Annotated in this window: 25 protein-coding genes, 1 tRNA gene and 1 pseudogene; 11 read left to right on the top strand and 16 right to left on the bottom strand. The window is 64.8% G+C overall.

Annotation, left to right across the window (positions count from 1 at the left end; genetic code table 11):
- Window positions 1-8 precede the first annotated feature (8 nt).
- Window positions 9-443 carry a tetratricopeptide repeat protein gene (locus ACVWY6_RS00225; protein ID WP_457535493.1) on the bottom strand — a complete coding sequence of 145 codons (435 nt, stop codon included), beginning with the start codon at window positions 441-443 and terminating at the stop codon, window positions 9-11.
- Between the two features lie 122 nt (window positions 444-565).
- Here ACVWY6_RS00225 and ACVWY6_RS00230 point away from each other — a divergent pair, with 122 nt between their 5' ends.
- Window positions 566-1,963, top strand: coding sequence for a YibE/F family protein (locus tag ACVWY6_RS00230; RefSeq protein WP_457535494.1), 1,398 nt, complete (start codon window positions 566-568; stop codon window positions 1,961-1,963).
- 2 nt (window positions 1,964-1,965) lie between these two features.
- Here the strand turns inward: ACVWY6_RS00230 and ACVWY6_RS00235 are convergent, their stop codons facing one another.
- Genes ACVWY6_RS00235 through ACVWY6_RS00245 form a run of 3 tightly spaced genes read right to left on the bottom strand, consistent with a single transcriptional unit; the run spans window position 1,966 to window position 5,158 of the window.
- A complete protein-coding gene (locus ACVWY6_RS00235; RefSeq protein ID WP_457535496.1) occupies window positions 1,966-2,958 on the bottom strand; it encodes a fumarylacetoacetate hydrolase family protein in 993 nt (330 codons plus the stop codon).
- On the bottom strand, window positions 2,955-3,953 hold the full coding sequence (locus tag ACVWY6_RS00240; RefSeq protein ID WP_457535498.1) for an MBL fold metallo-hydrolase: 999 nt from the start codon (window positions 3,951-3,953) through the stop codon (window positions 2,955-2,957). Before ACVWY6_RS00240 ends, ACVWY6_RS00235 begins: the two co-directional genes overlap by 4 nt.
- A gap of 59 nt (window positions 3,954-4,012) precedes the next feature.
- A complete protein-coding gene (locus ACVWY6_RS00245) occupies window positions 4,013-5,158 on the bottom strand; it encodes a DUF418 domain-containing protein (protein ID WP_457535499.1) in 1,146 nt (381 codons plus the stop codon).
- Window positions 5,159-5,235: 77 nt separating this feature from the next.
- On the opposite strand from ACVWY6_RS00245, the gene ACVWY6_RS00250 reads away from it, so the two are divergent.
- Both ACVWY6_RS00250 and ACVWY6_RS00255 read left to right on the top strand, forming a co-directional pair.
- Window positions 5,236-5,502 (top strand): hypothetical protein, encoded by a 267-nt coding sequence (locus tag ACVWY6_RS00250; protein WP_457535501.1) that lies wholly within the window; start codon window positions 5,236-5,238, stop codon window positions 5,500-5,502.
- A gap of 81 nt (window positions 5,503-5,583) precedes the next feature.
- Window positions 5,584-6,189, top strand: coding sequence for an HdeD family acid-resistance protein (locus ACVWY6_RS00255; RefSeq protein ID WP_457535502.1), 606 nt, complete (start codon window positions 5,584-5,586; stop codon window positions 6,187-6,189).
- Here ACVWY6_RS00255 and ACVWY6_RS00260 read toward each other — a convergent pair.
- Together ACVWY6_RS00260 and ACVWY6_RS00265 are read right to left on the bottom strand one after the other, a co-directional pair.
- Window positions 6,183-6,959 (bottom strand): lytic transglycosylase domain-containing protein, encoded by a 777-nt coding sequence (locus ACVWY6_RS00260; protein ID WP_457535504.1) that lies wholly within the window; start codon window positions 6,957-6,959, stop codon window positions 6,183-6,185. The genes ACVWY6_RS00255 and ACVWY6_RS00260 overlap by 7 nt on opposite strands.
- A gap of 209 nt (window positions 6,960-7,168) precedes the next feature.
- Entirely contained in the window at window positions 7,169-8,014 is an 846-nt protein-coding gene (locus tag ACVWY6_RS00265) for a DUF1542 domain-containing protein (protein WP_457535506.1), read from the bottom strand.
- A 108-nt stretch (window positions 8,015-8,122) separates the two neighbouring features.
- Here ACVWY6_RS00265 and ACVWY6_RS00270 point away from each other — a divergent pair, with 108 nt between their 5' ends.
- Window positions 8,123-8,692: a DUF4334 domain-containing protein gene (locus ACVWY6_RS00270; RefSeq protein ID WP_457535507.1), complete on the top strand. Its 570-nt coding sequence runs from the start codon at window positions 8,123-8,125 to the stop codon at window positions 8,690-8,692.
- A 7-nt stretch (window positions 8,693-8,699) separates the two neighbouring features.
- On the opposite strand, the gene ACVWY6_RS00275 is transcribed toward ACVWY6_RS00270, so the two are convergent.
- Both ACVWY6_RS00275 and ACVWY6_RS00280 read right to left on the bottom strand, forming a co-directional pair.
- Entirely contained in the window at window positions 8,700-9,956 is a 1,257-nt protein-coding gene (locus ACVWY6_RS00275) for a DUF4185 domain-containing protein (protein WP_457535509.1), read from the bottom strand.
- Between the two features lie 117 nt (window positions 9,957-10,073).
- On the bottom strand, window positions 10,074-10,724 hold the full coding sequence (locus tag ACVWY6_RS00280; protein WP_457535511.1) for a UdgX family uracil-DNA binding protein: 651 nt from the start codon (window positions 10,722-10,724) through the stop codon (window positions 10,074-10,076).
- Window positions 10,725-10,762: 38 nt separating this feature from the next.
- Here ACVWY6_RS00280 and ACVWY6_RS00285 point away from each other — a divergent pair, with 38 nt between their 5' ends.
- Window positions 10,763-11,401, top strand: coding sequence for a nucleoside/nucleotide kinase family protein (locus tag ACVWY6_RS00285; protein WP_457535512.1), 639 nt, complete (start codon window positions 10,763-10,765; stop codon window positions 11,399-11,401).
- On the opposite strand, the gene ACVWY6_RS00290 is transcribed toward ACVWY6_RS00285, so the two are convergent.
- From ACVWY6_RS00290 to ACVWY6_RS00310, 5 genes are all read right to left on the bottom strand, one after another.
- Window positions 11,385-12,872 (bottom strand): flavin-containing monooxygenase, encoded by a 1,488-nt coding sequence (locus ACVWY6_RS00290; RefSeq protein WP_457535514.1) that lies wholly within the window; start codon window positions 12,870-12,872, stop codon window positions 11,385-11,387. The two genes, ACVWY6_RS00285 and ACVWY6_RS00290, sit on opposite strands and share 17 nt — an antisense overlap.
- Window positions 12,873-13,379 (bottom strand): hypothetical protein, encoded by a 507-nt coding sequence (locus ACVWY6_RS00295; protein ID WP_023960101.1) that lies wholly within the window; start codon window positions 13,377-13,379, stop codon window positions 12,873-12,875. It abuts the gene before it with no gap.
- A gap of 14 nt (window positions 13,380-13,393) precedes the next feature.
- On the bottom strand, window positions 13,394-13,615 hold the full coding sequence (locus ACVWY6_RS00300; RefSeq protein WP_030175790.1) for a hypothetical protein: 222 nt from the start codon (window positions 13,613-13,615) through the stop codon (window positions 13,394-13,396).
- Between the two features lie 178 nt (window positions 13,616-13,793).
- Window positions 13,794-14,501, bottom strand: coding sequence for a GAF and ANTAR domain-containing protein (locus ACVWY6_RS00305; protein WP_457535516.1), 708 nt, complete (start codon window positions 14,499-14,501; stop codon window positions 13,794-13,796).
- 169 nt (window positions 14,502-14,670) lie between these two features.
- On the bottom strand, window positions 14,671-14,937 hold the full coding sequence (locus ACVWY6_RS00310; protein WP_030175798.1) for a helix-turn-helix domain-containing protein: 267 nt from the start codon (window positions 14,935-14,937) through the stop codon (window positions 14,671-14,673).
- A 92-nt stretch (window positions 14,938-15,029) separates the two neighbouring features.
- Between ACVWY6_RS00310 and map the strand changes: the two genes are divergently transcribed.
- Window positions 15,030-15,818: a type I methionyl aminopeptidase gene (gene map, locus ACVWY6_RS00315; RefSeq protein ID WP_457535518.1), complete on the top strand. Its 789-nt coding sequence runs from the start codon at window positions 15,030-15,032 to the stop codon at window positions 15,816-15,818.
- 24 nt (window positions 15,819-15,842) lie between these two features.
- Here the strand turns inward: map and ACVWY6_RS00320 are convergent.
- A tRNA-Gly gene (locus tag ACVWY6_RS00320) sits at window positions 15,843-15,916 on the bottom strand.
- Between the two features lie 101 nt (window positions 15,917-16,017).
- On the opposite strand from ACVWY6_RS00320, the gene ACVWY6_RS00325 reads away from it, so the two are divergent.
- Window positions 16,018-17,388 (top strand): HNH endonuclease signature motif containing protein, encoded by a 1,371-nt coding sequence (locus ACVWY6_RS00325; RefSeq protein ID WP_457535520.1) that lies wholly within the window; start codon window positions 16,018-16,020, stop codon window positions 17,386-17,388.
- On the opposite strand, the pseudogene ACVWY6_RS00330 reads toward ACVWY6_RS00325, so the two are convergent.
- A pseudogene (locus ACVWY6_RS00330) lies at window positions 17,385-18,264 on the bottom strand (sigma-70 family RNA polymerase sigma factor). The gene ACVWY6_RS00325 and the pseudogene ACVWY6_RS00330 sit on opposite strands and share 4 nt — an antisense overlap.
- Before the next feature lie 94 nt (window positions 18,265-18,358).
- On the opposite strand from ACVWY6_RS00330, the gene ACVWY6_RS00335 reads away from it, so the two are divergent.
- The 3 genes from ACVWY6_RS00335 (at window position 18,359) to ACVWY6_RS00345 (ending at window position 20,844) form a co-directional block, all read left to right on the top strand.
- Window positions 18,359-18,817: a carboxymuconolactone decarboxylase family protein gene (locus ACVWY6_RS00335; protein WP_457535522.1), complete on the top strand. Its 459-nt coding sequence runs from the start codon at window positions 18,359-18,361 to the stop codon at window positions 18,815-18,817.
- Between the two features lie 27 nt (window positions 18,818-18,844).
- Window positions 18,845-19,414, top strand: a complete 570-nt coding sequence (gene dcd / locus ACVWY6_RS00340; protein ID WP_023960087.1) for a dCTP deaminase — start codon at window positions 18,845-18,847, stop codon at window positions 19,412-19,414.
- Window positions 19,415-19,485: 71 nt separating this feature from the next.
- Window positions 19,486-20,844 carry a UDP-glucose dehydrogenase family protein gene (locus ACVWY6_RS00345; RefSeq protein ID WP_457536819.1) on the top strand — a complete coding sequence of 453 codons (1,359 nt, stop codon included), beginning with the start codon at window positions 19,486-19,488 and terminating at the stop codon, window positions 20,842-20,844.
- Here ACVWY6_RS00345 and ACVWY6_RS00350 read toward each other — a convergent pair.
- Window positions 20,834-21,562 (bottom strand): MerR family transcriptional regulator, encoded by a 729-nt coding sequence (locus ACVWY6_RS00350; RefSeq protein WP_023960084.1) that lies wholly within the window; start codon window positions 21,560-21,562, stop codon window positions 20,834-20,836. The genes ACVWY6_RS00345 and ACVWY6_RS00350 overlap by 11 nt on opposite strands.
- A 215-nt stretch (window positions 21,563-21,777) precedes the next feature.
- Here ACVWY6_RS00350 and ACVWY6_RS00355 point away from each other — a divergent pair, with 215 nt between their 5' ends.
- Complete coding sequence (locus ACVWY6_RS00355; protein ID WP_457535524.1) at window positions 21,778-22,821, top strand: hypothetical protein; 1,044 nt, start codon at window positions 21,778-21,780, stop codon at window positions 22,819-22,821.
- The last annotated feature ends 1 nt before the right edge of the window (window position 22,822 follow it).

Consider the following 22,822-nt stretch of genomic DNA (forward strand, 5'->3'; position numbering starts at 1 on the left):
CCGTGCGATCAGGGCCGGGCGGTGGGGGCGCCTGCCAAGGCGGCTGCGGCTGCGTCGCGCATACCGAGAGCTTTCCGGTGCTGACCTGCAGCAGCGAGGGCGTCCGCGGTGCGGCCGTACAGCTCGGCGGCTTCGGTGTGCCGACCGAGGCCGGACAATGTGGTGGCCATGTGCCCGACAACGTCGACGGTGTCGGGGTCGGCGGGGCCGTGGGTGAACATGTATTTGGCGAGCAGGTCCCGGCACAGCGGTTCGCACGCCTCCCACTTGCCCAGATGCACCAGACAGCGGATGACATCATGCAGGTTGGACAGGCACATCAGCGAGTAGGGACCTTCGCGCCGCGCGCGGATCTCACGCAGTACCGAGAACTCCGCGAGCGCATGGGTGTACTCGCCTGCCTGGAACAGTTCGGTGGCCTCACGCTGCATCTCGTCGAGCACCCATTCAGTTTGCCGTCCGAACCGGCTGTGCTGGGCGGAAACGGGCAAGACGGGGCGAAACGGGGATCCGGGCACACCGCACCTCGTAGGGCCCAGCGCTGGTTTCCGCCTAAGGTGACCGGGTGACGCAGCCACAAGACCCCGGCGATTCCCATCGGCACCATCACCACGGTCTCGCGGCCGTCGACCTGCATCCGGCGGTCGCCAAACTCGTGGTGGGGTTGTTGACGGCGTGTGCGATCGCAGTCGTCGCGGGTCTGGTGATGCTCTGGCCGAGCGACCGCGACCACGACATACCGGTGCAATTCCAGTCGTCGGGCGGCGGCTCGGTGGAGATCGAGACCGGGCAGGTGGTCTCACAGGCGATGGCTGACTGCCTGAACTCACAGGCGGGTCAGGTTTTTGCGGGTGCCGCGACGGTGACGACCGTCAAAGACGGCCCGTGCATCCAGAACACGGTGGAACTGACGTCCGGGCCCAACAAAGGTGCCAACACGCTGATCGAGGTCCCGACCAACCGGGTGCAGGCCGGACTGCAACAGGACTCCGGTAGCGACGACCTCAGTGACGCCCAGCTGGGCAAGCCCCAACCCGGCCAGCCCGACCTTGCTGTCGGCGACTCGATCAAGCTGTCTCGAGCGGCCAGTGTGGACGGTTCGGAGAACTACTCGTTCTTCGACTTCGCCCGGTCCACGTCGATATGGGTGTGGGCGGCGGTGTTCGTCCTGGCCATCGTTGCGGTCGCGGCATGGCGCGGCCTTCGGTCGGTCATCGGCCTGGTGTTCGCATTCGTGGTGCTGTTCGGGTTCACCCTGCCGGCCATGCTGGACGGGGAATCGCCGGTGGCGGTGGCCATCGTCTCGTCGGCGGCCATCCTCTTCGTGGTGATCTATCTGGCGCACGGGGTGAGTCTGCGCACCAGTGCGGCATTGCTGGGCACCCTCGCGTCGCTCATGGTGGCGGCGTTCTTGTCCTGGCTGTCCATCGAGACCATGCACATCTCCGGCCTGTCTCAGGAACAGACCACCAATCTGCAGATCTACAACAACGCCATCTCGCTGAACGGTCTGCTACTCGCAGGATTCATCATCGGTGCGCTCGGCGTGCTCAACGATGTCACGATCACCCAGGCTTCCGCGGTGTTCGAGCTGTCGGCAGTGGACCAGACCGGGCCCCTGCACACGTTCAAGGCTGCGATGCGGGTGGGCCGCGATCACATCGCCAGCACGGTGTACACCATCGTATTCGCCTATGCGGGTAGCACTTTGCCGCTGCTGCTGTTGTTCTCGGTGTCGGGGCAGTCGTTCTCGACGCTCATCACCACCGACATGGTGGCCGTGGAACTGGCGCGCTCGTTCGTCGGCGGGATCGCGATTGCGTTGTCTGTTCCGCTGACCACGGCGGTCGCCGTGCTGCTCTCGACACCGGGGGCGCGTCAGGAGAAGGAGACGCTTGCGCGGCCGATCGAACGGCCGGCCGAACAGCCACCGGCGCACGGCAGGCACTGGCTACCGGAGTGAGCTCAGGCGGGCTCTGACACCGTGTTGGTCACCGAACCGATGCGGTCGATGGTGAGGGTGACCTCGTCGCCCGGCGCGATCCAGCGGTCCAATTCCAGGCCGCACCCCATCGGCAGGGTGCCAGACGTGATCAGCTCACCCGAGTGCAGATTCTCTGACTGACTCGCGTAGGCGATCACTTCGCCTGGGCTGTAACGCAATCCGTGGGTACTGGTGGACGACCACACCTCGCCGTTCACCGAAACGGTCGCCTCGAGTTGGTCGATCTCGGACAGCACCTCATCGGCCGTGACCACCACGGACCCGATGGAACTACCGAATGTCTTGGTCTTCACCACGGGTCCGAAGACGCCGCGACGTTGCTCGTCCCACTGCACGTCACGCGCACTGAAGTCGTTGAACACCACGAACCCCCCGATGGCTGCCGCAGCCTTTTCCGGGGTGGCGTCGCGCACCGGGTGGGCGATGATCATGCCGAACTCCAGCTCGAAGTCGAGCTCGCTGCTGTATGCCGGCCACGGCATCGGTTCACCATCACCGATCACCGTGAGGTGATTGCCGGTGTAGTAGACGGGATGGTCGTAGAAAGCGGAATTGGGTCGCAGCGGCGGAAACACCCTGTGTGTCAACCGTTCATAGCCGCGGATCAGAGGGCGGGTCGCGGGCAGGTTGCGTTGCACCAAGCCGTGGGCGGCCTTGGTCCAGTGTTCCTCCCAGCCGAGGAAACATCGCAGCGAACTCGGGTAATACGGGATCGACGGCGCTGGGTCGACGGCCACGCCGACCCCCTTACGTGCGGCACGGTCGACGATGTCGATGACGGTGGCCCGAGACCGTTCGCCGGTGGCGAGCAGGGCGAGCAGATTTGCGGGCAGGTGGGACAGCTCGTCGAGTCGGCCGCGGGAATCGAGCGCGGCCCGCAGGCTGATCCACGTCTCGGTGGGCTCATGCAAGATGGCAAGCGATGCGGGGTCGGTGAGGCGGCGGATCTTCATCGGCTGCGTTCGCGTAACAATTTCCCGGCATCCGCGAAGGCGTGGGCGCGGCGCCCGAAGGTGGGTGGAGCTGGTGCCTCGCCCTTCCACAGCCGGTAGAGGGTGCTCAGGTTCGGGACGATGCGCTCCGGGGAGTCCCAGTGCGCATACGGCCGAAAGTCGCTGCTGGTCAAGAGTATTCGCGCGGCCTGGATGGGGGACCGGCCCGCGTCGAACTGAGCACGCCCCTCTCGATCGAGCCACGACCAGTAGTCGCGGAGCAGCTCGATCTCGGTACGCCCGCAGATGGGGCCGTGGCCGGGAACGTACGTCGCCGCGTCCAGACCGAGCAGATGGTCGAGGGCGTCTTGCCAATTGCTCAGTGGGCCATGCCAAATCACCGGTGTGGCCCCGATGAACAGCAGGTCGCCCGTGAACACCACCCCTGAATCGGGCACATGTGCGATGACGTCACCGGGCGTGTGGGCGGGACCCAGATCCCGCAGCAACACGGTGCGTCCCCCGACGGTGATGGTGTCGGTGTCGGTGAATGTGTGATCCGGGAGCCGGGGTACCCGGGTGGGAAGCGATGCTCCTCCGGTGACCCGGCTTAAGTAGGAACCCAGTGCTCCGGCCGGCCCGGGCAGCGCCGACGCCACCGACCCGAGCTTCGAGAATCGCGCCACCGCCGCGGGTGGGGTGTCTTCCTTCATGGCGTGTAGAGCCGACGCCGAGGTGGTGATGCGCGCCGACGCCGGCAACGTGTCGTTTCCCCACCAGTGGTCACCGTCGGAATGGGTGTTGACTGCCTCTGTGATGGCCGCCGATCCGACCAGATCCGGCCAGGCCTGCGCGATCGACTCCGCGCGTGCGGTGTCCCAGACCGTGTCGATCACCATCGACGCATCGTCGCCCACCACCAGGCCCGTGTTGGTCTGGCCCCAGCCGCCGGGGAGATGCATGAAAGCATAAGTGCCACCGTCGATCTGGGTGAGGCTGTCTTGCCGAACTGGCATCGGTGGTCCTTGTGAGAGGCGGTGGTGGAGGCGGCAGTGCAATGACTCGACTGTACCGATCAGACCCCGGATCGCGCTGGTACTCGGCGACTACCCGAGCTCCGCCGGGCGATCGATGAGATGAGACCTTCCACCGGACCGCGACCGTACCGGGCAATCCATACGGTCGAGAATGCGACCGCGACCAGTACGAAGACGATCCAGGTGAGCAACCCCTGCCATGGGTACACGCCGCCGCGACCGCGCTCGGAGAACTGGCACAGGACGAAGATGCCCACGATGTGCGCGCTGTACACGGTGAGCACCATGGACCCGGTGGCGCGCAGCGGGAAACTGAACCGTCCGGGCCGTCGGCAGAGCAACAGGCACAGCCCGATGACCAGCATGCTGATCCCCGCCGAACCGAACACGTCGAACGGGGTGCCCGAATGTGGTTCGGCGCCCAGCATCGCCTGCAGGTCGGCCCATTCCCACAGGAAGCCTCCACCCGGGTTCTCTGAGGGTGCGTAGAACTGGGACGGCGTTTGGTGTGTTCCGTCGTCGAAACCCGACAACGCTGCGGAAAGCAGATAGGAGGCCACGGCGATGCCGGCACCGAAGCCGGCAAGTCGCCGGGCGACCATCGGCGACCGGAGGTCCAACCGTCCGATGCCCAGTCCCAGAAGCAGATAGGCCGCCCAGATCAGCCCCGGGTATCCGCCGCTGATGAGGATGTCGGTCAACGCGTTGAACGGAGACCCCCACGCCCCGAGTGCGGCGTGGATGAGCGGCACCAGAAACGGCATGACCACTGCCACCACACCGGCCGCGACGAACAGCGTGGGCGGCGAGACCCGCAGCAACGGCAGCGAGACGACAAACAGGAAGCTGTACATCACCAGGATGATCAGGACGGGGGTGCCCAGCATCTGGAGCAATCCGCCCAGCAAGAAGATGCAACACGCCCGAACCAGGAGCTGATGGCGCGCGACCACAAGCTGTTCGGCGCCGAGAGGGGCGGTGCCGCCGGTCACCAGGGCGATCGAGACCCCGGCCAACACCGCGAAGGTGACGGCCGAGTGGCCGTTGACCACCGAACCCCACGTCTCCGGTTGCGTCCACCGCAGATCGCCGAGGTCGAGGATGTGCGCTGCGAACATGCCCAGTACCGCCAGCGCCCGCGCGATGTCGACGCCAGGTATGCGCGCCGATCGATTGGCCGTCATCCAATCATCTTCACTTACTACGCGTGTCCGTGGTTTTCCGTGGACACCTAGCTGGGCCACTGTTAGCGTCCGCTGTCATGAGTAGCGACGCGCAGGACATTGCCGACCTCAGGCGGCAGGTGCAGCGACAGGGTGAACTGATCGACGACCTATACCGCAGGCTGGGCCTGGACGGGCCGCCGGCACCAGCGGCTCCGACCGCCGAGAACATTCCCCCTGAGATCGCCGATGCAATCAAGGCGGGGAAGATGCCACTGGCTCTGAAGCTCTGGCATCAGCGGACCGGGGTCAGTCTCTCGGAGGCCAAGGAACAGATCGACGCGTTTGCGCGCTCGATGGGCTGAATCGGCGGAGAAAGTCTGCGTTGTTTCGCATGTGGATGCGGACACCTGCGCCGGGACGCGCCGGAGTTGTAAGTTCTCCCCATGACCAACGCCACGGGCCCCACGTCGCCCCGCACCAACGCCTTTGTCCCTCAGTCCTTTCCCGATCAACTCCGCAACGCCGTGCGGGCGGGGCTGATTGCGAGCGCAATCATCGGCATCATCGTCGGGATCGTGGCGCTGGTGTGGCCGGAACCGACGTTGCTGGTTGTCGCCCTGCTGTTCGGGATCACGCTCATCTTCACCGGCGTGTACCGGCTGACCGTGGCGTTTTCGGCCAAGCTGCTGCCGACCTCGATGCGGGTGTTCTTCGGCATCATGGGCGCGATCGTCCTGATTGCGGGCATCATCTGCCTGTTCAACCCCGGTGAGTCGCTGGTGCTGCTGGCCATCGTGATCGGTGTGGGCTGGATCTTCCAGGGAGCGCAGGAAATTGCGGCCGGTCTGGCGGGTGCGCACTACGCGCCGAAGTGGTTCCTGATCGGGTCAGGTGTGTTCTCGGTGGTCGCAGGGATCATCGTGCTGTTCCTGCCGGGCGCCGCGATCGCGACGTTCCTCATCGTGGGTGCGATCCTGCTCGTCGTGGTCAGCGTGGTGACGCTGTTGACACTGCCGCGAGCGGCCCAGACCCCGGCCCAGGCTCAGTAGCCCGCTGCCCAGCCCCGCACGTCGGACACGTATTCCATCGAGTTGTTGTACCTGAGCACTGCGGCGACCTGCTGCTCGGGATCACGGAGATCGAGTCCGCCGTCGCACAGGTAACGGCCGGTGGTCAGGGCGGCATCGAACAGGTTCTGGGGATCGATCACGCCGTCGCCGTTGCCGTCCGCTGCGTACCTTTTCCAGGTCTCGGGAAGGAACTGCATCGGCCCGACCGCGCGGTCGTAGTTGGGGTCGCCGTCGAGTTGACCGCCATCGGTGTCGTGGATGACGTTGTTCCCGGCCAGGCTGCCGTCGAGTACCGGGCCGAGGATGGGCGCGAGGAGCTCGCCGTCGTCGCCGACCTTGCCGTTGTTCGCGTGGGTCGACTCGACCCGTCCGATTCCGGCGATCAGCTGCCAGGAGATACCGCAACCCGGTAGTTCCTGCGCCAGCTTCGACCCGGCTGCAAAATAGGCCTCGTAGTTGACCCGGGGGATCTGACCACTGGTGACGCTTGCGGGCACGACCTCGGGGGCCGGTGCCGGTGCGGGCGCAGGCGCGGCAACTTGGGCAACCGGCTCGACCACCGGAGCGGGAGCGGGAGCCGGCGTCGACGACTGCGGGGCCTGACGGGTGTCGGCCACCTGCTTGGTGGTGTCGGTCAGCTGGTGATCGGCCTCGGCGGTTGCTGCTGCGGTGACCAATCCGATGGGTACGAGAGCTGCCAGAGCGAAAGGTGAACGCGACTTTCTCTTCGGCGCTGAATGCTTACCCAATCGGGGACCTCCTGATATGGCCTTTGTCTAGGCCTTTTACGACCGCGCCGACGGTACCCGAAACACGGCGTTAACCGTTATCGATCCGTGACCAATTGGCCGTGACGCCGGGGCGTGAGCCCGGGTCTTCGCAGGTAAGCCGTTAGCAAATCGAAGTTTGTGATCCTCGCCATACGATCGGGCGGACGTACTTGTCGAACCGCGGTCGGTCAGAAGCCGCCGAAGTCCCCGCCGCCGAAGTCGCCGCCCCCGAAGTCGCTGTTGCCGTAGTCGCCGCCGCCGAAGTTGTCACCGCCGAAGTCGTCCCCGGACGCGCTGTAGTCGGTACCCGCATCGCCGGAGTCGCCTGGGTCGCCGGGGTCGGTACCGCCGTCACCTGCGTCGAGACCGTCCTGATACCCGTCGCCATAACCGCCCTCGAAGGCCTGGGCGTCGTATCCGACGCCGGCCATGCCGCTGAACATGGCATTGAACAGCAGCACTGATCCCAGGCCCCAGGCGCCGGCGACCAGGGCCGGCTTCCACCACGGTTCGGAGTACCAGCCGGCGGGGACGGGTCGGCCGGCGACGCGTCCGCCGGGGAAGTAGTTCGGTGTCTGGTCCGACGGCTGGGGTGACGCGGCAACCCGGCGGCCTTCGTACTCGATCTCCCGCTTCTCGCTGACTTCACCCGAACTCTTCTGGCCCACCAGCGTGCCGATATCGGGTCCCGGGTCCATGTTCATCGCGATCCGGGCGGCTCGTACGTAGTAAAGGCCTTCCAGCGCAGTCTGTTTGGCGAGCTCGGCTTGTCTGGGGGTGGCCGCCTGCTCGATCTGGGACCCGGCCGCGTTGAAACGTTCGGACGCGTCGGCAAGGGCGGACTTGGCCGGTTCATTGGACCCCACGAGGTTGAAGACCTGGCCGCCGAGCCGCTCGATCGCTTGTCTCGCATCGGCTTTCGCGTCGGCGAGAATGGTTTCGTCGGCGCGACGACGAGTCGAGCCCTGGTTGCGGGCAAGCACGACGATGCCGATCACCACAACGATCACCGCGATCAGCAGGATCAATTCCATCGGGGGCCTCTCGATCGTGACGAACCAACGGCAGTACTTCCAGGCTATTGATGTCAGTTGTTCCCACTGCCGGCACGAATTACTCTCCGATTCGCTACCTTGAGGTCCATGTCGGTAGCGGAGCAGATGATCAGGGACGAGCGCGCGACAACCGAGGAGGCCCTCGCGGTGTTCGACGCGGCCGAGCCCGTCGAGACAGATTTCATGATCGGCACCTGGCGCGGGGCGGAAGTGCAGACCGGTCACCCGATGGACGGCATGCTCGTCGCCAGTGGCTGGTGGGGCAAGCAGTTCGTCGACGGGGAGACCGTGCACCCGTTGTTGTTCCCGACCGTGGACGGCAGGGCTCTGTGGGCGCTGGACCCCAAGCGTCTCCCGGTTGGCGTGTTGCTCAACGCTCCGTTGCCGTCGCTGGAGAACTGCTCACTCGGCGGACTGGTGAACGCCGCACGCCCGTTGTTGCAGACCAAGAAACCGAAGGCCAGGTTGCGGACCACGCAGTACCGCGGTGTCGACACCGCGACGATGGTCTATGACGCGCAGCCGATCAACGACATCTTCCGTCGCGTCTCCGACGACACGGTGCTCGGGCTGATGGACCTGCGTGGCTCGGCCAAGCCCTATTTCTTCTCGCTACGCCGAGACGGTTCGCTGCCCGTCCGCGCGAACCGCCGCTGAGTGGACCTCAGAGTCGGTCGAGATCGGTTCTGAGCAGCATCACGTTGTAGTCCGACCAGCGTGAGGCCGTGAAGTAGAGGTACCGGCCATTGGACGCCGGGTGGATGTACGGCGCGTAGATGCCACCTGTGGTCTGCGCGAGGTTGAGAAGGGTCCTCGCGTCGCTCCAGGGTCCTTCGGGTCGATCAGCGGTTCGAAGCACCAGTCGCCCCTGCGATTCGATGCCGTGCAGCATCACGTACTTCTTCAGGTGTTCGTTCCATGCCACCGACATCTCGCTGACGGGTGCGGGAGCGATCGCCTTCAGATCACCCATCGTGTCCGGCCAGTGATCGGCCGGATTGTTGGAGTAGTACTCGTACTTCGTCAGGTCGAGGATGTCGGCGGCCTTCACCCGGGCCAGGTACACAGCTCCGTAGCGGCCGTTGGGAGTTCCGTACTGGTAGATGAAACCGTCGTTGCCGCGCAGGTAGGCGCCCATCTGGAACTTGCTGTTGTCTGCGTGGAGTTGTTCGACACCCTCGATGGTGACCCCGGAGTTCACCCTTACGGTCCCGAGTTCGGGAGTCCAGGTCTGGCCGTTGTCCCGCGAGACCGCGATCGCCGAGTAGTTGGTGTCCCAGCGACCGGGGTTTCCCCACGCCCGGACGGACATGTAGTTGATGTACTGCGTGTCCCCGACCGAGATCGCAGCGGTCGGGATGGTCGTGATCTCCACGGCGGGCAGGTCAAGGGCATCGATGATCTGCTGCGAGAACCGCGGGCGTTCGGCGGTGACAACCGAACCCGACCGCCGGTTGCCGGGTGCGGGGTCCGGGACCGAGATCCCGTCGGCGAGGTTGACATCGTCCGAACGCAGGAGCACGTTGTGCCGCCATTCCTGACCTGCGGCGCCGCAATTGCCGAAGGTGTCACCGAAGGCCATCAGCGTCTGTCCTGACCCGTTGTCCCAGCTGATCCCGAGGTCGGTGCCGGAGATGCCGAAGCGGTCGAGGGTGCGGTTGTCGCTGCGAGGGCCGGTGACCCAGGAGACGGACTGCGTGTTGCCACCGACGACGGTCGGGAGCGGTCCCTGCGGCCCGGCGTCGACGTTCCCCGTTCCGCTACTGCTGCCGAAGTCACCGATCCCCGGGATCAGGCTAGAACCGTTCCCACCTTGGTTCCCGCACGGTGCCGCAGTTGCCGGCGAAGCCAGCGCCACTGTCGCGGCCGCGGTGAGCGCCACCACGATCGACCCGATCGTTGTCGAGCGAAGGGTGGGCATGACTGCTCCTCGCGTGTAACTGAAGTGACGTAAGTGACTGATGTGGTCACGAAGACTCACTGTTCCACACGTCCACCCGATGTCGCGTCTCGCTTCCGCAACGATTTGCCCGAGCCGTCAGATCAGCTCGGCGGCCACCCTCAGGTCTGCGACCAGCGCATCAAAACCTTGTGCGCGGTCCTCGGATGGCCCCCGCAACAGCGCGGACGGGTGAATGGTGGCGACAACTCGCGTCGTCGCGGTGATACCCGGGAGTGCACCGTCGGTACCCAGATCGAACACCTTGCCGCGGTGCTCGGTGAGCCGAAAGCTGGTGCCCAGCAACGTTTGGGCGGCCGTGGCACCGAGGCAGACCAGTACCTCGGGCCGCACGGTCTCGATCTCGGCCGTGAGCCACGGTGTGCAGGCGACGATCTCGGTTCGTCCCGGCTTCTTGTGGATCCGGCGTTTGCCGCCGTCGGCGCGGGTGAACTTGAAGTGCTTCACCGCGTTGGTGACGTAGGTGGTCGTCCGGTCGATGTGCGCTGCGGCCAGCGCCTTGTCGAGCAACTTGCCTGCTGGACCCACAAAAGGTGCGCCGGCCCGGTCTTCTTGATCCCCGGGTTGCTCGCCGACGAACATGATGCGGGCTCGGGCCGATCCGGCACCGAACACGGTTTGATCGGCGTCCTGATAGAGGTGGCATCCGCGACAGCCGCGTGCGGCGTCCGCTAGTACCTTCAGGTCGTGGGTGTCTGGGACGAACTCCTGAGCACCTGGCGCTTTCACCGCAGCCGAATACCCACATCAATCGGAAGGAACACGTCGTGATCACCGACATCGCAGACCTGCTGGCTCGTGTGGCGCGTCTGCGTGAGGGGCGTGAACGGATCATGATCGGTGTGGTCGGGGAGCCGGGCAGCGGTAAGAGCACCGTTTCCCAGGCGCTGATCGACCGGCTGGATGCAGCGGCGGTCACTGTGCCGATGGACGGCTTCCATCTGGCGAACAACGAATTGCAGCGTCTCGGGCGGGCCGACCGGAAAGGTGCCATCGACACCTTCGACGCACACGGATTCGTCAACCTCGTGCAGCGCCTGCGGGCACGAGCGGAGTCCGTGGTCTACGCGCCCGACTACGTCCGCGACATCGAGGAAGCCATCGCCGGGGCCATCGCAATCCCCAGCGATACGCCGGTGATCATCACCGAGGGTAACTACCTGCTGGCGAAGGACGAACCGTGGAGCCGTCTTCGCGAACTCGTCGACGAGATCTGGTATCTCGACACACCCGCGGACGTCCGGGTGGAACGACTCATTAAGCGGCACATCCATTTCGGGAAGACTCCGGAGCACGCGAGGCGGTGGGCACTCGGGCCGGACGAGACCAACGCGCAGTTCATCCGAGGGACCCGGGACGTCGCGGATCAGACGATCGACGTGCTCGCGTTCAGTCGCTCTCTGTGAGCGATCGGGCGCGGGGACGGGTCAGCGAGTAGTCCGCCAGGTCCGGGGTACCGAGATAACTCTTGAGGGTGGCCAGATCGAACGGCCACAGATCGACACTGCCGTCCTCTTTGAAGTACCAGCTCTGGCACCCGGTGTTCCACACCGTCGGTTCCAGCGCCTTGCGCACCTCGACGTTGAATCGTTCGGTGGCCGAGGTGGTCACCTCGACGGTGGCCATCTCACCGCGGGCATGCTTTTCGACCCACGCCACGATGTGGTCGCACGTCAATTCCGCGGCCGTCTGCAGGTGGATACTGCCCACCGGACTGTTGGGTCCCAGGATGGTGAAGAAGTTCGGGAAGCCGGGAATGCTTGTCATCGCGAACGCGTGCGGGCCCGAGTCCCAGGCTTGATCGATGGTGATGCCGTCGCGGCCGGTGACCGACATCGGCCGCATGTAGTTGTGGGCTCGGAATCCGGTGGCCAGAACGATCACATCGAGATCGTGATGCCTGCCGTCGACGGTGACGATTCCGGTGGCGTCGACGTGGTCGATCTTGTCGGTGATCACCTCGACATCGGGACGCTGGATGGCCCGGAAGTAGTTGCCGGACAACACTTGGCGTTTGCACAGCGGCTGAAAGTCGGGCCGGAGGCGCTCGCGGAGTTCCTTGTCGCGGATGAGGTGGAGGCAGAGCCGCGCATAGGTCTGCACAGCGGTGCGTTTGAACCCCGGATGGATGGTGAGGTCGGTGAACAATGCGCTGGCCCGGACGGAAGCTCGAAATGAGGCTTGCGCAGCGGATGGATATCGCTTGAACAGAGCCGTCAGGATTCTCGGCTGACGCACTGTGGTGGGCGCCCACAACACCCACTGAGGTGTGCGCTGGAAGACCGCGAGCGATCGGACGGACGGGGCCAACGCACCGGTGATCTGCACGCCGGTGGACCCGCCGCCGATGACGGCAACCCGCTTGTTGTCGGTCTCGAGGTCTGGGTCCCACCGTGCGGTGTGCACCACCTCGCCGGTGAAGTCGTCGAGACCTGGGATGTCGGGTGTGTTCGGATGATGGAGAACGCCGGTGGCGGCAACGACGAAGTCGGCGGTGAGCCGGTCACCGGCAGCGGTCTCGACATGCCATCGACCGTCACGGAAGCAGGCGCCGGTGACCTCGGTGTTCAGGCGGATGTGCGGCCAGAGGTCGTGGGTGTCTGCGACTCCGCAGTGGTAGCGCTGGATGTCGTCTCGCGCCGAGAAGACCTTCGGCCAGTCGGTCTTGTTCTGGAACGAATAGCGATACAGCAGTGACGGCACGTCGCACGCCAGCCCTGGATAGCGGTTCCAAAACCACACCCCGCCAACGTCGCTGCCCTTTTCCAGGATGGTGAAGTCGTCGAAACCGGCTGCCTTGAGCTTGACTCCCATGGCGAGTCCGGACATGCCCGCACCGATCACCACGACGCGGGGATTGCTCACCCCACCGCGCATCTACGTGCCATCGATCTGGAAACCCACCTTGCGAAAGTACTCTTCGAAACCCTCGATGTGGTCACCGAGGTGATGCAGCAGCTTCGCGGTGTCGTGTTCCCACTGCGTGGTCTTGAGACCTTGGATCTCCACCGCCCATGGCAGCACGGCCCGGCCACCATCGGCCACCACGTAGGTGAACCGGTCGACGAGAGCGCCGCACCAGAAGAAGTCGGCGAAGGCGAGACGAACCCGGCTGTCCGACAGCACCTTCGACCATTCGTATGTTCGGTCGTGCGCGCGTTCGCCGTGGTGTTCGAAGTCCAGGCTCATGCCCCAGCCCACCGTGAGGCTGATGTCGGGCTTGTACGACGCCGTGGCGTAGTGGGTGTTGACTTCGAGGCGGTAACCGTCTTTCGAGACGGTCCCGGCGAGCCAATCGTGATAGCTCGGGCCCTGGTGTTTGATCACGTACCAGTCGTCGGGGTCGGAGGCCTGGACGATGCGCCGGAACTCATCGAGTCTCACTGCGCGTTGCCGCTCTACTTTCCCTCGTCCGACAGTCGGGCGAGGTTGCTCTTGGCTTCCTCGAGTACCTGATTCGCCTCGGCGTCGGGCTCGGACAGGGCGTTGCCCTTCTCGCGCAGGTCATCGATGAAGCGTTGTGTCTGATCGGCCAGTTCGGTACTCCCGTGGTCGAGCGCACGCTGCCGCGTCCGTTCCGCCTCTTCGATGAGAGCTGTGATCTCTGGATGCAAAGTCATGTTCACGATGGTTCCACAGAGCGTGCACCTGTTCCGGCGGATCGCCGAATAGGTTATCGATCCATCGCGCTGGGTAGTCGGAGGCAAGGCAACGGTGTCACCGCGGAGGCGTCGTTGATCAGGCGCCCCCGGTTTCACAACATATGGCGGGGGCGCCGCCTTGTGCCCCCGGAGTTCGTCATCGGGCGCCGGATGGATGGTCGTTCTCGACCAATTGCCGTGCGATGTCATACAGACGGATGTTCGATTCCTGAGACAGCTTGCGTAACAGGTCGAATGCCTGGATCGCGTTGACGCTGTAGCGCTCCATGATCATGCCTTTGGCCTGCCCGATGGTGTCGCGGCTGGCCAATGCGCTGCGGAACTGTTCGCCCCGTTGCAAGGCGCCCCAGACCGTCGCGGCGTGTGCGGCGAAGATGTACCCGAGATCCCGTGAATCTTGGTCGAACGCGCCAGGGATCTCCGAGTACAGATTGAGGGCGCCGACTGCGTCTCGCGTGGTGAAGAGTTGGAATGCCGCGATCGATTGGATCGGCGTCTGCTCGATGGCGTCCGCGCAGAACCTGGGCCATCGTTTCTCGCCGTACAGGTTGCTGATGTAGTAGCTGTCGTGTTCCACCGCCGCGTCGAAGCAAGGTCCCTCGCGGTGCTTCTGCTGCAGGGCGTCGAGTGTCCGGGGGACCTCGTGGGTGGCCGCCGGCGTGGCGACGTCTCTGTTCTGCCTGGAGACGACCGTGATCCCGGCATAGCTTGCACCCGGGATGTGGTCCACGGCGTTGTGGATGAGCTCACCGAGAGCGGTCGCTGAATCGTTGGGCAGATGCTCGCTCATGTCGCGGGCCAGTTCGGCTATCCGCTTGTATGCATCGTTGTTCTCGGTGCTCATTGCTTGAGCTCCATCCGCTTGCCACCGAGCAAGATGCACGATATGGAACAAACTGTAGTCCTGTCGGCTACTCCGTGACCGCGATCGCGACTTCACCAACATCGTCCCCGTGGGCGTGCCTCGAGGGCATATATCCCTTGGTTGGCGCTATCGGGGATGAAGTTGGTGCTCAGCCGCTTTTCTGAAGGTCCTCGCGTACGAGACAGATGTTCGCCAGATCGTCGAGGGGTAGGGCCAGTACCCGGGCCAGTGCGGCGATGGTGGTGAACGCCGGTGTCGGCATCCGGCCGGTCTCGATCTTGCGGAGTGTTTCCGGCGATATGGCCGCCTCTTGGGCGACTTCGATGAGAGTGCGCTCGCCTCTGGCCTGGCGCAGGTATGCACCCAGGCGCTGGCCGGTGGCGACTTGGGCAGGAGTCAACGGGAGACGAACCATGTGGCGAGTCTACCTGGCGCGGTATGAAAATACCGGGTCGACGGCTACGCTGGTATTTAAATACCGGACTTGGGTTTGTGAAAGGGATATCTGTGCTGGAACTGAAGACGCCGCGGGAGATCGAGGCGATGCGTGTCACAGGGTTGTTCATCGCCGAACTGCTCGACGACCTCGCCGGGCGCGCTGCCCCGGGGGTGAACCTCCTCGACCTCGAACACCGTGCCCGTCACCTGATCGACGAGCGCGGCGCCACGTCGTGCTACTGGGACTACTCGCCGTCGTTCGGCCGCGGACCGTTCCGCAACGTCATCTGCTTGTCGGTCAATGATGCTGTGCTGCATGGGTTACCGCATGACTACGTGCTGCGCGATGGCGATCTGCTGAGCATGGACATCGCGGTGTCGATCGACGGGTGGGTTGCCGATTCGGCGCGGAGCCTGATCGTCGGTACTCCGCGTCCTGAGGACGAGCGGCTCATCGAAGCCACCGAAACGGCTCTCGCCGCAGGTATCGCCGCTGCGGTCACCGGCAACCGTCTGGGCGACATCTCAGCAGCAATCGGCGGCGTGGCAACAGATTTCGGATATCTCGTGAACACCGAGTTCGGTGGGCACGGCCTCGGGCGCACCATGCATGAAGACCCGCATGTATCGAATGTGGGACGGGCAGGACGGGGTCTCAAGCTGAAGCCCGGCCTTACCCTCGCCCTCGAACCGTGGCTGGCGCAGGGCACCGACAAGATCGTCTACGACAAAGACGGCTGGACCATTCGTTCGGCCGATGGGTCGCGCACCGCTCACAGTGAACACACGATTGCCGTGACCGACGATGGGCCGGTGATTTTGACGAGCTTGGGTCGGGACAGAGCGACTGCGAAGTAGAGCGACTGGGCGCTTGCCCCTCGGTGGAGCCGATGACGGGAATCGAACCCGCGTATGCAGCTTGGGAAGCTGCCGTTCTGCCATTGAACTACATCGGCGTGCGGCGTTGGCCGCGAGAGCGATGTTAACAGGCATGCCCGGCAGTGGTGGTCAGCGCTCGGTCTGACGGATTGTCAGACCTCGAACGTATGATCGAATCATGAGTTGGGCGGGGGCCACTACGATGGACGCTGAGGCGTCAGAGTTGTTGTCGCGGATGCGATCTGGGATTCACGAGGTGAATCGGGCGTGGGCTCAGCGGCTGGATGACGACCTCGAGTACTACCGGTACGTCTCCAGCAACGACGACGAGAACGGCACTCGGGCGGCTGCGTGCGAGATCGCGGTCGCCTGGCGATGCACCACCGGGCAGGCCGACCATCTGCTGCGGTGCCAGCGATTGCTCGACCATCTCCCGTCGCTGGCGGACGCATTTGCCTGTGGCGAGCTGAGCATCGAGAAACTCAAGGCGCTGTATCACCGCGCTTCCCGCGGTTATCGGGACGCCCTGATGGATCTGGACGGCGTACTCGCCGAAGACGCAATGCTCTTGGGCGACTACGTCTTCGCCGAGGAACTGGACCGGCATCTGATGCCATTCGAGCCGGACGTGGCCAACGATGGTGACTTCGTGGATCCGGCCCGCCGGGTGGTGGTGCGCCGGCGAGCAGGCGGGATGGCGAGTCTGATCACGGCCTGCACTGCGGAGGAAGCAGTGCGCGCCAAGGCTCAGCTCGAGGAGATTGCAGCCGATGATCGTGCGGCGCAGGTGGATGCGGTGCTCGATGCAATCGCCGACGCCGCCGCGCCTGCCGACACGGCTGAGCCCGCCGACACGGCGCCGACCCCGACCTCCACCGATCGACACAAACGCGCATGGACCGAGCTGGTGGTGGATCTGCCGACGGTCTTGGGGCTGTCGACGAACCCCGGTTACCTGATGGGATATGGGCCGCTGGATTGCGAGCAGTCGCGGTCATTGGCGGGCCGATCGCGGTGGAAGGGCCTGGTGACGATCGGGGAGAACGCGCTCACCGCCGTTCTCGAACTCATCAACTCTGCCGGCGATGCGCCGGTAACCAGCGAAGACCTCACGGCCGCCTTGATGAACTCGGTCGACGGCGGAGATCGAATAGTTCTGGGAGAGAGAAACCTTGGCCCACCACCGCCAATCAAGGCGCCGCCGACCCCCGACGGGCACGGCGGTTGGAGCACGCCGCCGCCCGGCGCCTTGCGATACAGACCCGGATCGAAGCTCGCCCGAATAGTTCGCGCCCTCGACGGGCACTGCCGCTATCCGGGTTGCACCGTGCCCGCTGACAAGTGCGAACTCGACCATGTCGTCCCGTTCAACCATGCCAACCCGTCGGCCGGTGGATGGACCATCGAGGCGAACCTCGAATGCCTGTGCAAGGAGCATCACGACATGAAGACCCGCGGGATCATCCGGGTGGTCCTGCACAACAACCGGACGATCTGGTTCAGCACCCGCGGCGGACAACGGGTCGTGACCAAAGCTGCGGTCCGCTAGATGACGCCCGAGAAATCGAGCTGCGCCAACCGCTCTGGATCGGCCACGATATTCATCGCCACCACACGGCCATCGGACACCGTGAACGCGGCGATCGACGACACCGTGTCGCCAGAGAAGGCCAGCACACCGATGCCGCCGTTCATGCGCACCATCTGCGTGCGCTCGGTGAACCGCTGGAACGTAATCGCGCCCCGGGCCGCAGCCTCGGCGCCCAACACCTCAACAGGTGCGCGGTCCGCGGCCACGTCGGTACGGATGACGATGTTCGGATTCAGCACAGCCATCAGCGCCTCCAGGTCGCCACCCCGAGCCGCAGCCGTGAAGGCCTCCACCACCCGCCGCTGCTCGGCCAGACCCTGCGACCGCGGCGTCGCCCCCTGCACCCGAGAACGCGCACGACTGGCCAACTTGCGGGCCGCCGCCGGCGTCTTGCCCACAATCGGCGCCACTTCATCGAATGGCATCGCGAACAGATCATGCAGAACAAACGCCAAACGCTCACTCGGGCTCAGGGTCTCCAACACCACCAACAACGCAACACTCACCGAATCGGCCAGTACCGCCTGGCCTTCCGGATCGTCGGCCGCATCGAGTCGGAGCAAGGATCGGGTCGGGCACGTGCGCAATCTCCAGCGGCTCCTCCTGGCGAGTCCGCCTCGACCGCAACATGTTCAAACACACCCGCGACGTGATCGTGGTGAACCAGCCCCCGATGTTCGAGATCTCATCGGTGTCGGCGCCGACCACCTTCAGCCAGGTTTCCTGAACAGCATCCTCGGCCTCGCTGAGCGAACCCAGCATCCGATAGGCCACCGCTCGCAGATGCCCGCGATTCGCCTCGAACTCGGTGAGCAGAAAATCGTTTGTCTCCATCGGTCACATTCCCCTTCTCCGTCGTGTCAGAGCTATGAACCGCCCGACACGGCCGATGTGACACAACATCGCCGCCCCGATGAAGGAGTCCTCAATGACCGCACGCATGACCAACCCCGCCACCGTTCTGCCGCAGGCAACCAAGGCCATCCCACACCTGTTCGGAGCAATGGACCAAGGCGGTCTGTCGGCCTCACTCCGCGAAATCCTCGCACTGCGGGTCAGCCAGATCAACGGCTGCGCCGCCTGCGTCCACGCCCACGCCAAGAACCTGAAGGCGGAAGAGGAAAGCGACGACCGCATCTCCACCGTGGCCGTCTGGCGCGAATCGCCCTTCTTCACCGAACCCGAACGCGCCGCGCTCAATCTCGCCGAGTACGCCACCCGCCTGGCCGACTCCCGCGGCCACGCAATACCCGACACCGTCTGGGACGAAGCTGCCGACAACTTCGACGAGAAGGAACTGTCGGCGATCATCTTGCTGATCGCCACCACGAACTTCTTCAACCGCATCAACGTGACGATCCAGGAACCAGCAGGCACCACCTGGTGAGCGCACCCTGGCAGCTAACCTCTTCGTGTGCTGCTCTCCGACCGCGACATCCGCGCCCAGATCGCTGATGGCCGCCTGGCCATCGAGCCCTTCGACCCCGTGCTGGTGCAACCCTCCAGCATCGACGTCCGGCTCGATGGCCTGTTCCGGGTGTTCAACAACACCCGGTACACCCACATCGACCCCGCCCAACGCCAGGACGATCTGACCACGCTGGTCGAGCGTGAAGAAGGGGAGCCGTTTGTCCTGCACCCCGGCGAGTTCGTCCTCGGATCCACCCTCGAGGTCTGCACCCTGCCCGACGACCTCGCGGGCCGCCTCGAGGGAAAGTCGTCGCTCGGCCGCCTCGGACTGCTGACCCACTCGACCGCCGGGTTCATCGACCCGGGCTTCACCGGCCACATCACTCTGGAACTGTCGAATGTGGCCAACCTGCCGATCACCCTCTGGCCGGGCATGAAGATCGGCCAGCTGTGTCTCATCAAGCTGTCCAGCCCGGCAGAGTTCCCCTACGGAAGCGCCTCGGTCGGATCGAAATACCAGGGTCAACGCGGACCGACTCCGTCGAAGGCCTACCTCAACTTTTCGCACGACTGACCCCGACTCGTCACCTCGACCACCCCGGCCAGACAGACATAGTCCGTACGCAGATGGGTATGACCGAACGTATGAAGGTGACAGTTTTTGGTTGCGGCTATCTCGGCGCCACCCACGCAGCATGTATGGCCGAACTCGGACACGAAGTCCTCGGTGTGGACGTCGACGAGGCGAAGATCGCGACCCTCGTTGCCGGTGACCTGCCCTTCTACGAACCCGGACTCGTCGAGGTCCTGCGCCGCAACCTCGACAACGGACGCCTGCGCTTCACCACCGACTATGACGAAGCGGCAGACTTCGCCGCCATCCACTTCCTCGGAGTCGGAACTCCCCAGAAGAAGGGCGAGTACGCCGCCGACCTCCGGCACGTCCACAGCATGCTCGACGAGCTCGTCCCGCGACTGCGTGGCGAGCACCTCATCATCGGTAAGTCGACGGTGCCCGTGGGAACCGCCGCCGATCTGCAACGCCGCGCCACCGCGGGAGCGCATGAGGCGGCAACCATCGAGGTGGCCTGGAACCCTGAGTTCCTACGCGAGGGTTTCGCGATCCAGGACACCCTGCACCCCGACCGCATCGTGCTGGGCACAGATCGCGCCAATGCTGAGAGCCATGCCGAGAAGCTGGTGCGCGAACTCTACGCAGACCTGCTCGCCGAGGAGATCCCTTTCCTGCACACCGACCTGGCGACCGCCGAATTGGTCAAGGTCTCGGCGAACGCCTTTCTCGCAACCAAGATCTCATTCATCAACGCCATCAGTGAGGTGTGTGAGGCAAGTGGGGCCGACGTCTCGATGCTGGCCGACGCGATCGGCTACGACAACCGCATCGGCCGCCGATTCCTCAACGCCGGATTGGGTTTCGGCGGAGGTTGCCTCCCCAAGGACATCAGGGCATTCATGGCCAGAGCCGGCGAACTCGGTGCCGACCAGGCGCTGACCTTCCTGCGCGAAGTGGACTCGATCAACATGCGCCGTCGCACAGCCATGGTGGAACTGACCACCAAAGTGTGTGGCGGAAGCCTTCTCGGCGCCAACATCGCCGTTCTCGGCGCGGCATTCAAGCCCGAGAGCGATGACGTCCGAGACTCGCCGGCGTTGAACGTCGCCGGTCAACTCCAATTGCAGGGCGCGACCGTCAACGTCTTCGACCCCAAGGCAATCGCCAACTCTCGCAAGATGTTTCCCACCCTCACCTACGCCTCATCCGCCCGCGAGGCCTGCGAGCACGCCGACGCCGTGCTCGTCCTCACCGAGTGGGCCGAGTTCGTGCACATGGAACCCGATGAGCTCGCACCCGTGGTGCGAAAGACCAACATCGTCGACGGCAGACGATGCCTGAACGCCGGCCAGTGGATCGCCGCCGGATGGCAGTACTACGCGCTCGGCGGCAATTCGACCACCGGAGTTGCAGAACTGGTCAGTCCGTAGCCTTGCGGAGGTAGTCGTCGAGCTGATGGGCGAGGTCGCGATCGAGGGCGCGGTCGAGGGCGCTGTGAGCTGAGATGGTCGCGGTGCGGCGCATCTCGCCGATCAACTCTGCGGCCCAGTCGCTTTCGGAACCCTCCGAGGGAACCCAGCCCTCACCGCGTTCGGATTCGACCACGTCGCGGCCGGCTGAAATGAGGGTGGAGGCGACGGCGGCCATCTCCTTCTCGACCTTGCCGTGCACGTCTAGGATCTTCGACAGCGTCAGACCCAGTTTGGTGAGCCGTCCGAAGGCGTATACGGTCTCGCGGTCGCGCAACACGTAGTCGTCACCGTCGGCCTCGATCAGACCGAAGTCTTCGAGACTCTTGTAGTGAGACGGGTTGCGGGAGTTGAGCAATGACTTGAGGGCCTCGGCCGAGATGGTCTCCGATCGCGCCTTCGACCACGGTTCGGTGACCACCTCCCGGATCCCGAGGACGTCGACGAGGTCGTCGCCGCGTTGCACACCCAGGAGGAAGTCGGCGATGTGCCGGATCGTGAAACCGCGGTGCAGCAGGTCGTTGATCACCTTGAGCCGGGCGAGATGGGTGTCGGTGTAGATCGCGATCCGTCCGCGACGCGTGGGGCGGGGCAGCAGCCCGCGGTCCTGATACCCACGCACATTGCGCGTGGTGGTTCCCGCGGCGCGTGCGAGGTCGTCGATCCGGTACTCGGTCACCCCGAGATTCTAAACCGGCTGGCACGATGCCAGTTCTAAACGTGACATTGACAAATGACACAATTGTTGATGACACTCGGGTCGCTGCGATGGCGGCTGAACAAGACATACAGGACAGTCCCGTGCAGAATGGCCATCGAACGGTTGCTACTGGTGAATGACTGCTACTGGTGAACGACTGCTAATGGTGAACGACGACGAGGAGGTCGGGAGCAGTGATCTGGCTCGACCCATCGCTTCTGCGCACGGTTCGTGACCTTCTGCACTCAGCATCCGGCCAGGTCGGACCGGCCTTCGCCCTGATCGATCTCGACGACGGCGGTCTGCGTGGTGCCGCGGTCGACTCCGCAACCGGACAATGCCTGATGCAGCTCGACGACCATGACCTGCAGGGCAGGGCATTCGACCGTTCGGTGGCCGACTACCTGGTTCGCACCGGCAAGGCCCCGATGCCCGAGAACGCCGAGTGGGCGCGTGAACTGCTCGACCTCATGACCAAGGCCCGCTCGGCGCTCAGCCGTTCGGACGGGACATTCGTGATGGGTCACGAGTACGTCGGCATGCTGCGGGTGACCCGGACCGACCTCGACGACGCCCTGGCTCCCGCGGTGGCGCGCGCGGTCAGCGTGGCACGATCGATTGCCGCCGGCTCACCTGCCCCGGTCACGGCCGTGGTCCTGATGCCCGACCACGTGATCTGGCCCGGTCTGCAAGCGGCATTGACAACCGGACTGCATGACCTGCCCGTCCTGGCGATGCATGCGGACGTACCCCTGGCGGTACCGGGACGGCATACGCGGCCGGCACCGGTCGTCGAACCGGAATCGGAACCCCAGCTCGTGCAGGAACCCGAACCGGCGCCACCGCCCGTGGACAACCGGCGCCAGAACCGGCTTGTGCTGATCGGTGCGGCGCTGATCGCCGGCCTGATTGTTGTCGGCGGCGCCACCCTGGTGGTCGCGCCGTGGAGCGAAGATACCGGTCAACCGCAGTCTCAGCGGTATCTGCGCACCCCGGAGACGAGCACTGCGGTGTCGGCAACGCCTGCCCCCGCGCAGTCGCCGACCGCGTCATCGGCCCCGACCACGACCCCGCCGCCCCTGCCGCCGATCAACACCGAAGCCGCGCTTGCCCCGGTGATGCGCTACACCGCACCCCCGCCGCCTCCGCCGCCGACGACAACACGGCGACCGGCACGGCCTGCGCCGAACACGATCCCCAACCCCATTCCGGGATTGCCTCCGATTCTGCTGCCCTGAG

The sequence above is a fragment of the Williamsia sp. R60 genome (assembly GCF_054063855.1).

Coding starts and splice junctions, on each gene's coding strand:
- ACVWY6_RS00270 (WP_457535507.1), top strand. CDS start 8,123: ATGTCGGTAGCGGAGCAGATGATCAGGGACGAGCGCGCGACAACCGAG.
- ACVWY6_RS00245 (WP_457535499.1), bottom strand. CDS start 5,158: ATGACGGCCAATCGATCGGCGCGCATACCTGGCGTCGACATCGCGCGG.
- ACVWY6_RS00275 (WP_457535509.1), bottom strand. CDS start 9,956: ATGCCCACCCTTCGCTCGACAACGATCGGGTCGATCGTGGTGGCGCTC.
- ACVWY6_RS00300 (WP_030175790.1), bottom strand. CDS start 13,615: ATGACTTTGCATCCAGAGATCACAGCTCTCATCGAAGAGGCGGAACGG.
- ACVWY6_RS00305 (WP_457535516.1), bottom strand. CDS start 14,501: ATGAGCACCGAGAACAACGATGCATACAAGCGGATAGCCGAACTGGCC.
- ACVWY6_RS00325 (WP_457535520.1), top strand. CDS start 16,018: ATGAGTTGGGCGGGGGCCACTACGATGGACGCTGAGGCGTCAGAGTTG.
- ACVWY6_RS00345 (WP_457536819.1), top strand. CDS start 19,486: ATGAAGGTGACAGTTTTTGGTTGCGGCTATCTCGGCGCCACCCACGCA.
- ACVWY6_RS00335 (WP_457535522.1), top strand. CDS start 18,359: ATGACCGCACGCATGACCAACCCCGCCACCGTTCTGCCGCAGGCAACC.
- ACVWY6_RS00310 (WP_030175798.1), bottom strand. CDS start 14,937: ATGGTTCGTCTCCCGTTGACTCCTGCCCAAGTCGCCACCGGCCAGCGC.
- ACVWY6_RS00240 (WP_457535498.1), bottom strand. CDS start 3,953: ATGCCAGTTCGGCAAGACAGCCTCACCCAGATCGACGGTGGCACTTAT.
- ACVWY6_RS00255 (WP_457535502.1), top strand. CDS start 5,584: ATGACCAACGCCACGGGCCCCACGTCGCCCCGCACCAACGCCTTTGTC.
- ACVWY6_RS00250 (WP_457535501.1), top strand. CDS start 5,236: ATGAGTAGCGACGCGCAGGACATTGCCGACCTCAGGCGGCAGGTGCAG.
- ACVWY6_RS00290 (WP_457535514.1), bottom strand. CDS start 12,872: ATGCGCGGTGGGGTGAGCAATCCCCGCGTCGTGGTGATCGGTGCGGGC.
- ACVWY6_RS00265 (WP_457535506.1), bottom strand. CDS start 8,014: ATGGAATTGATCCTGCTGATCGCGGTGATCGTTGTGGTGATCGGCATC.
- ACVWY6_RS00235 (WP_457535496.1), bottom strand. CDS start 2,958: ATGAAGATCCGCCGCCTCACCGACCCCGCATCGCTTGCCATCTTGCAT.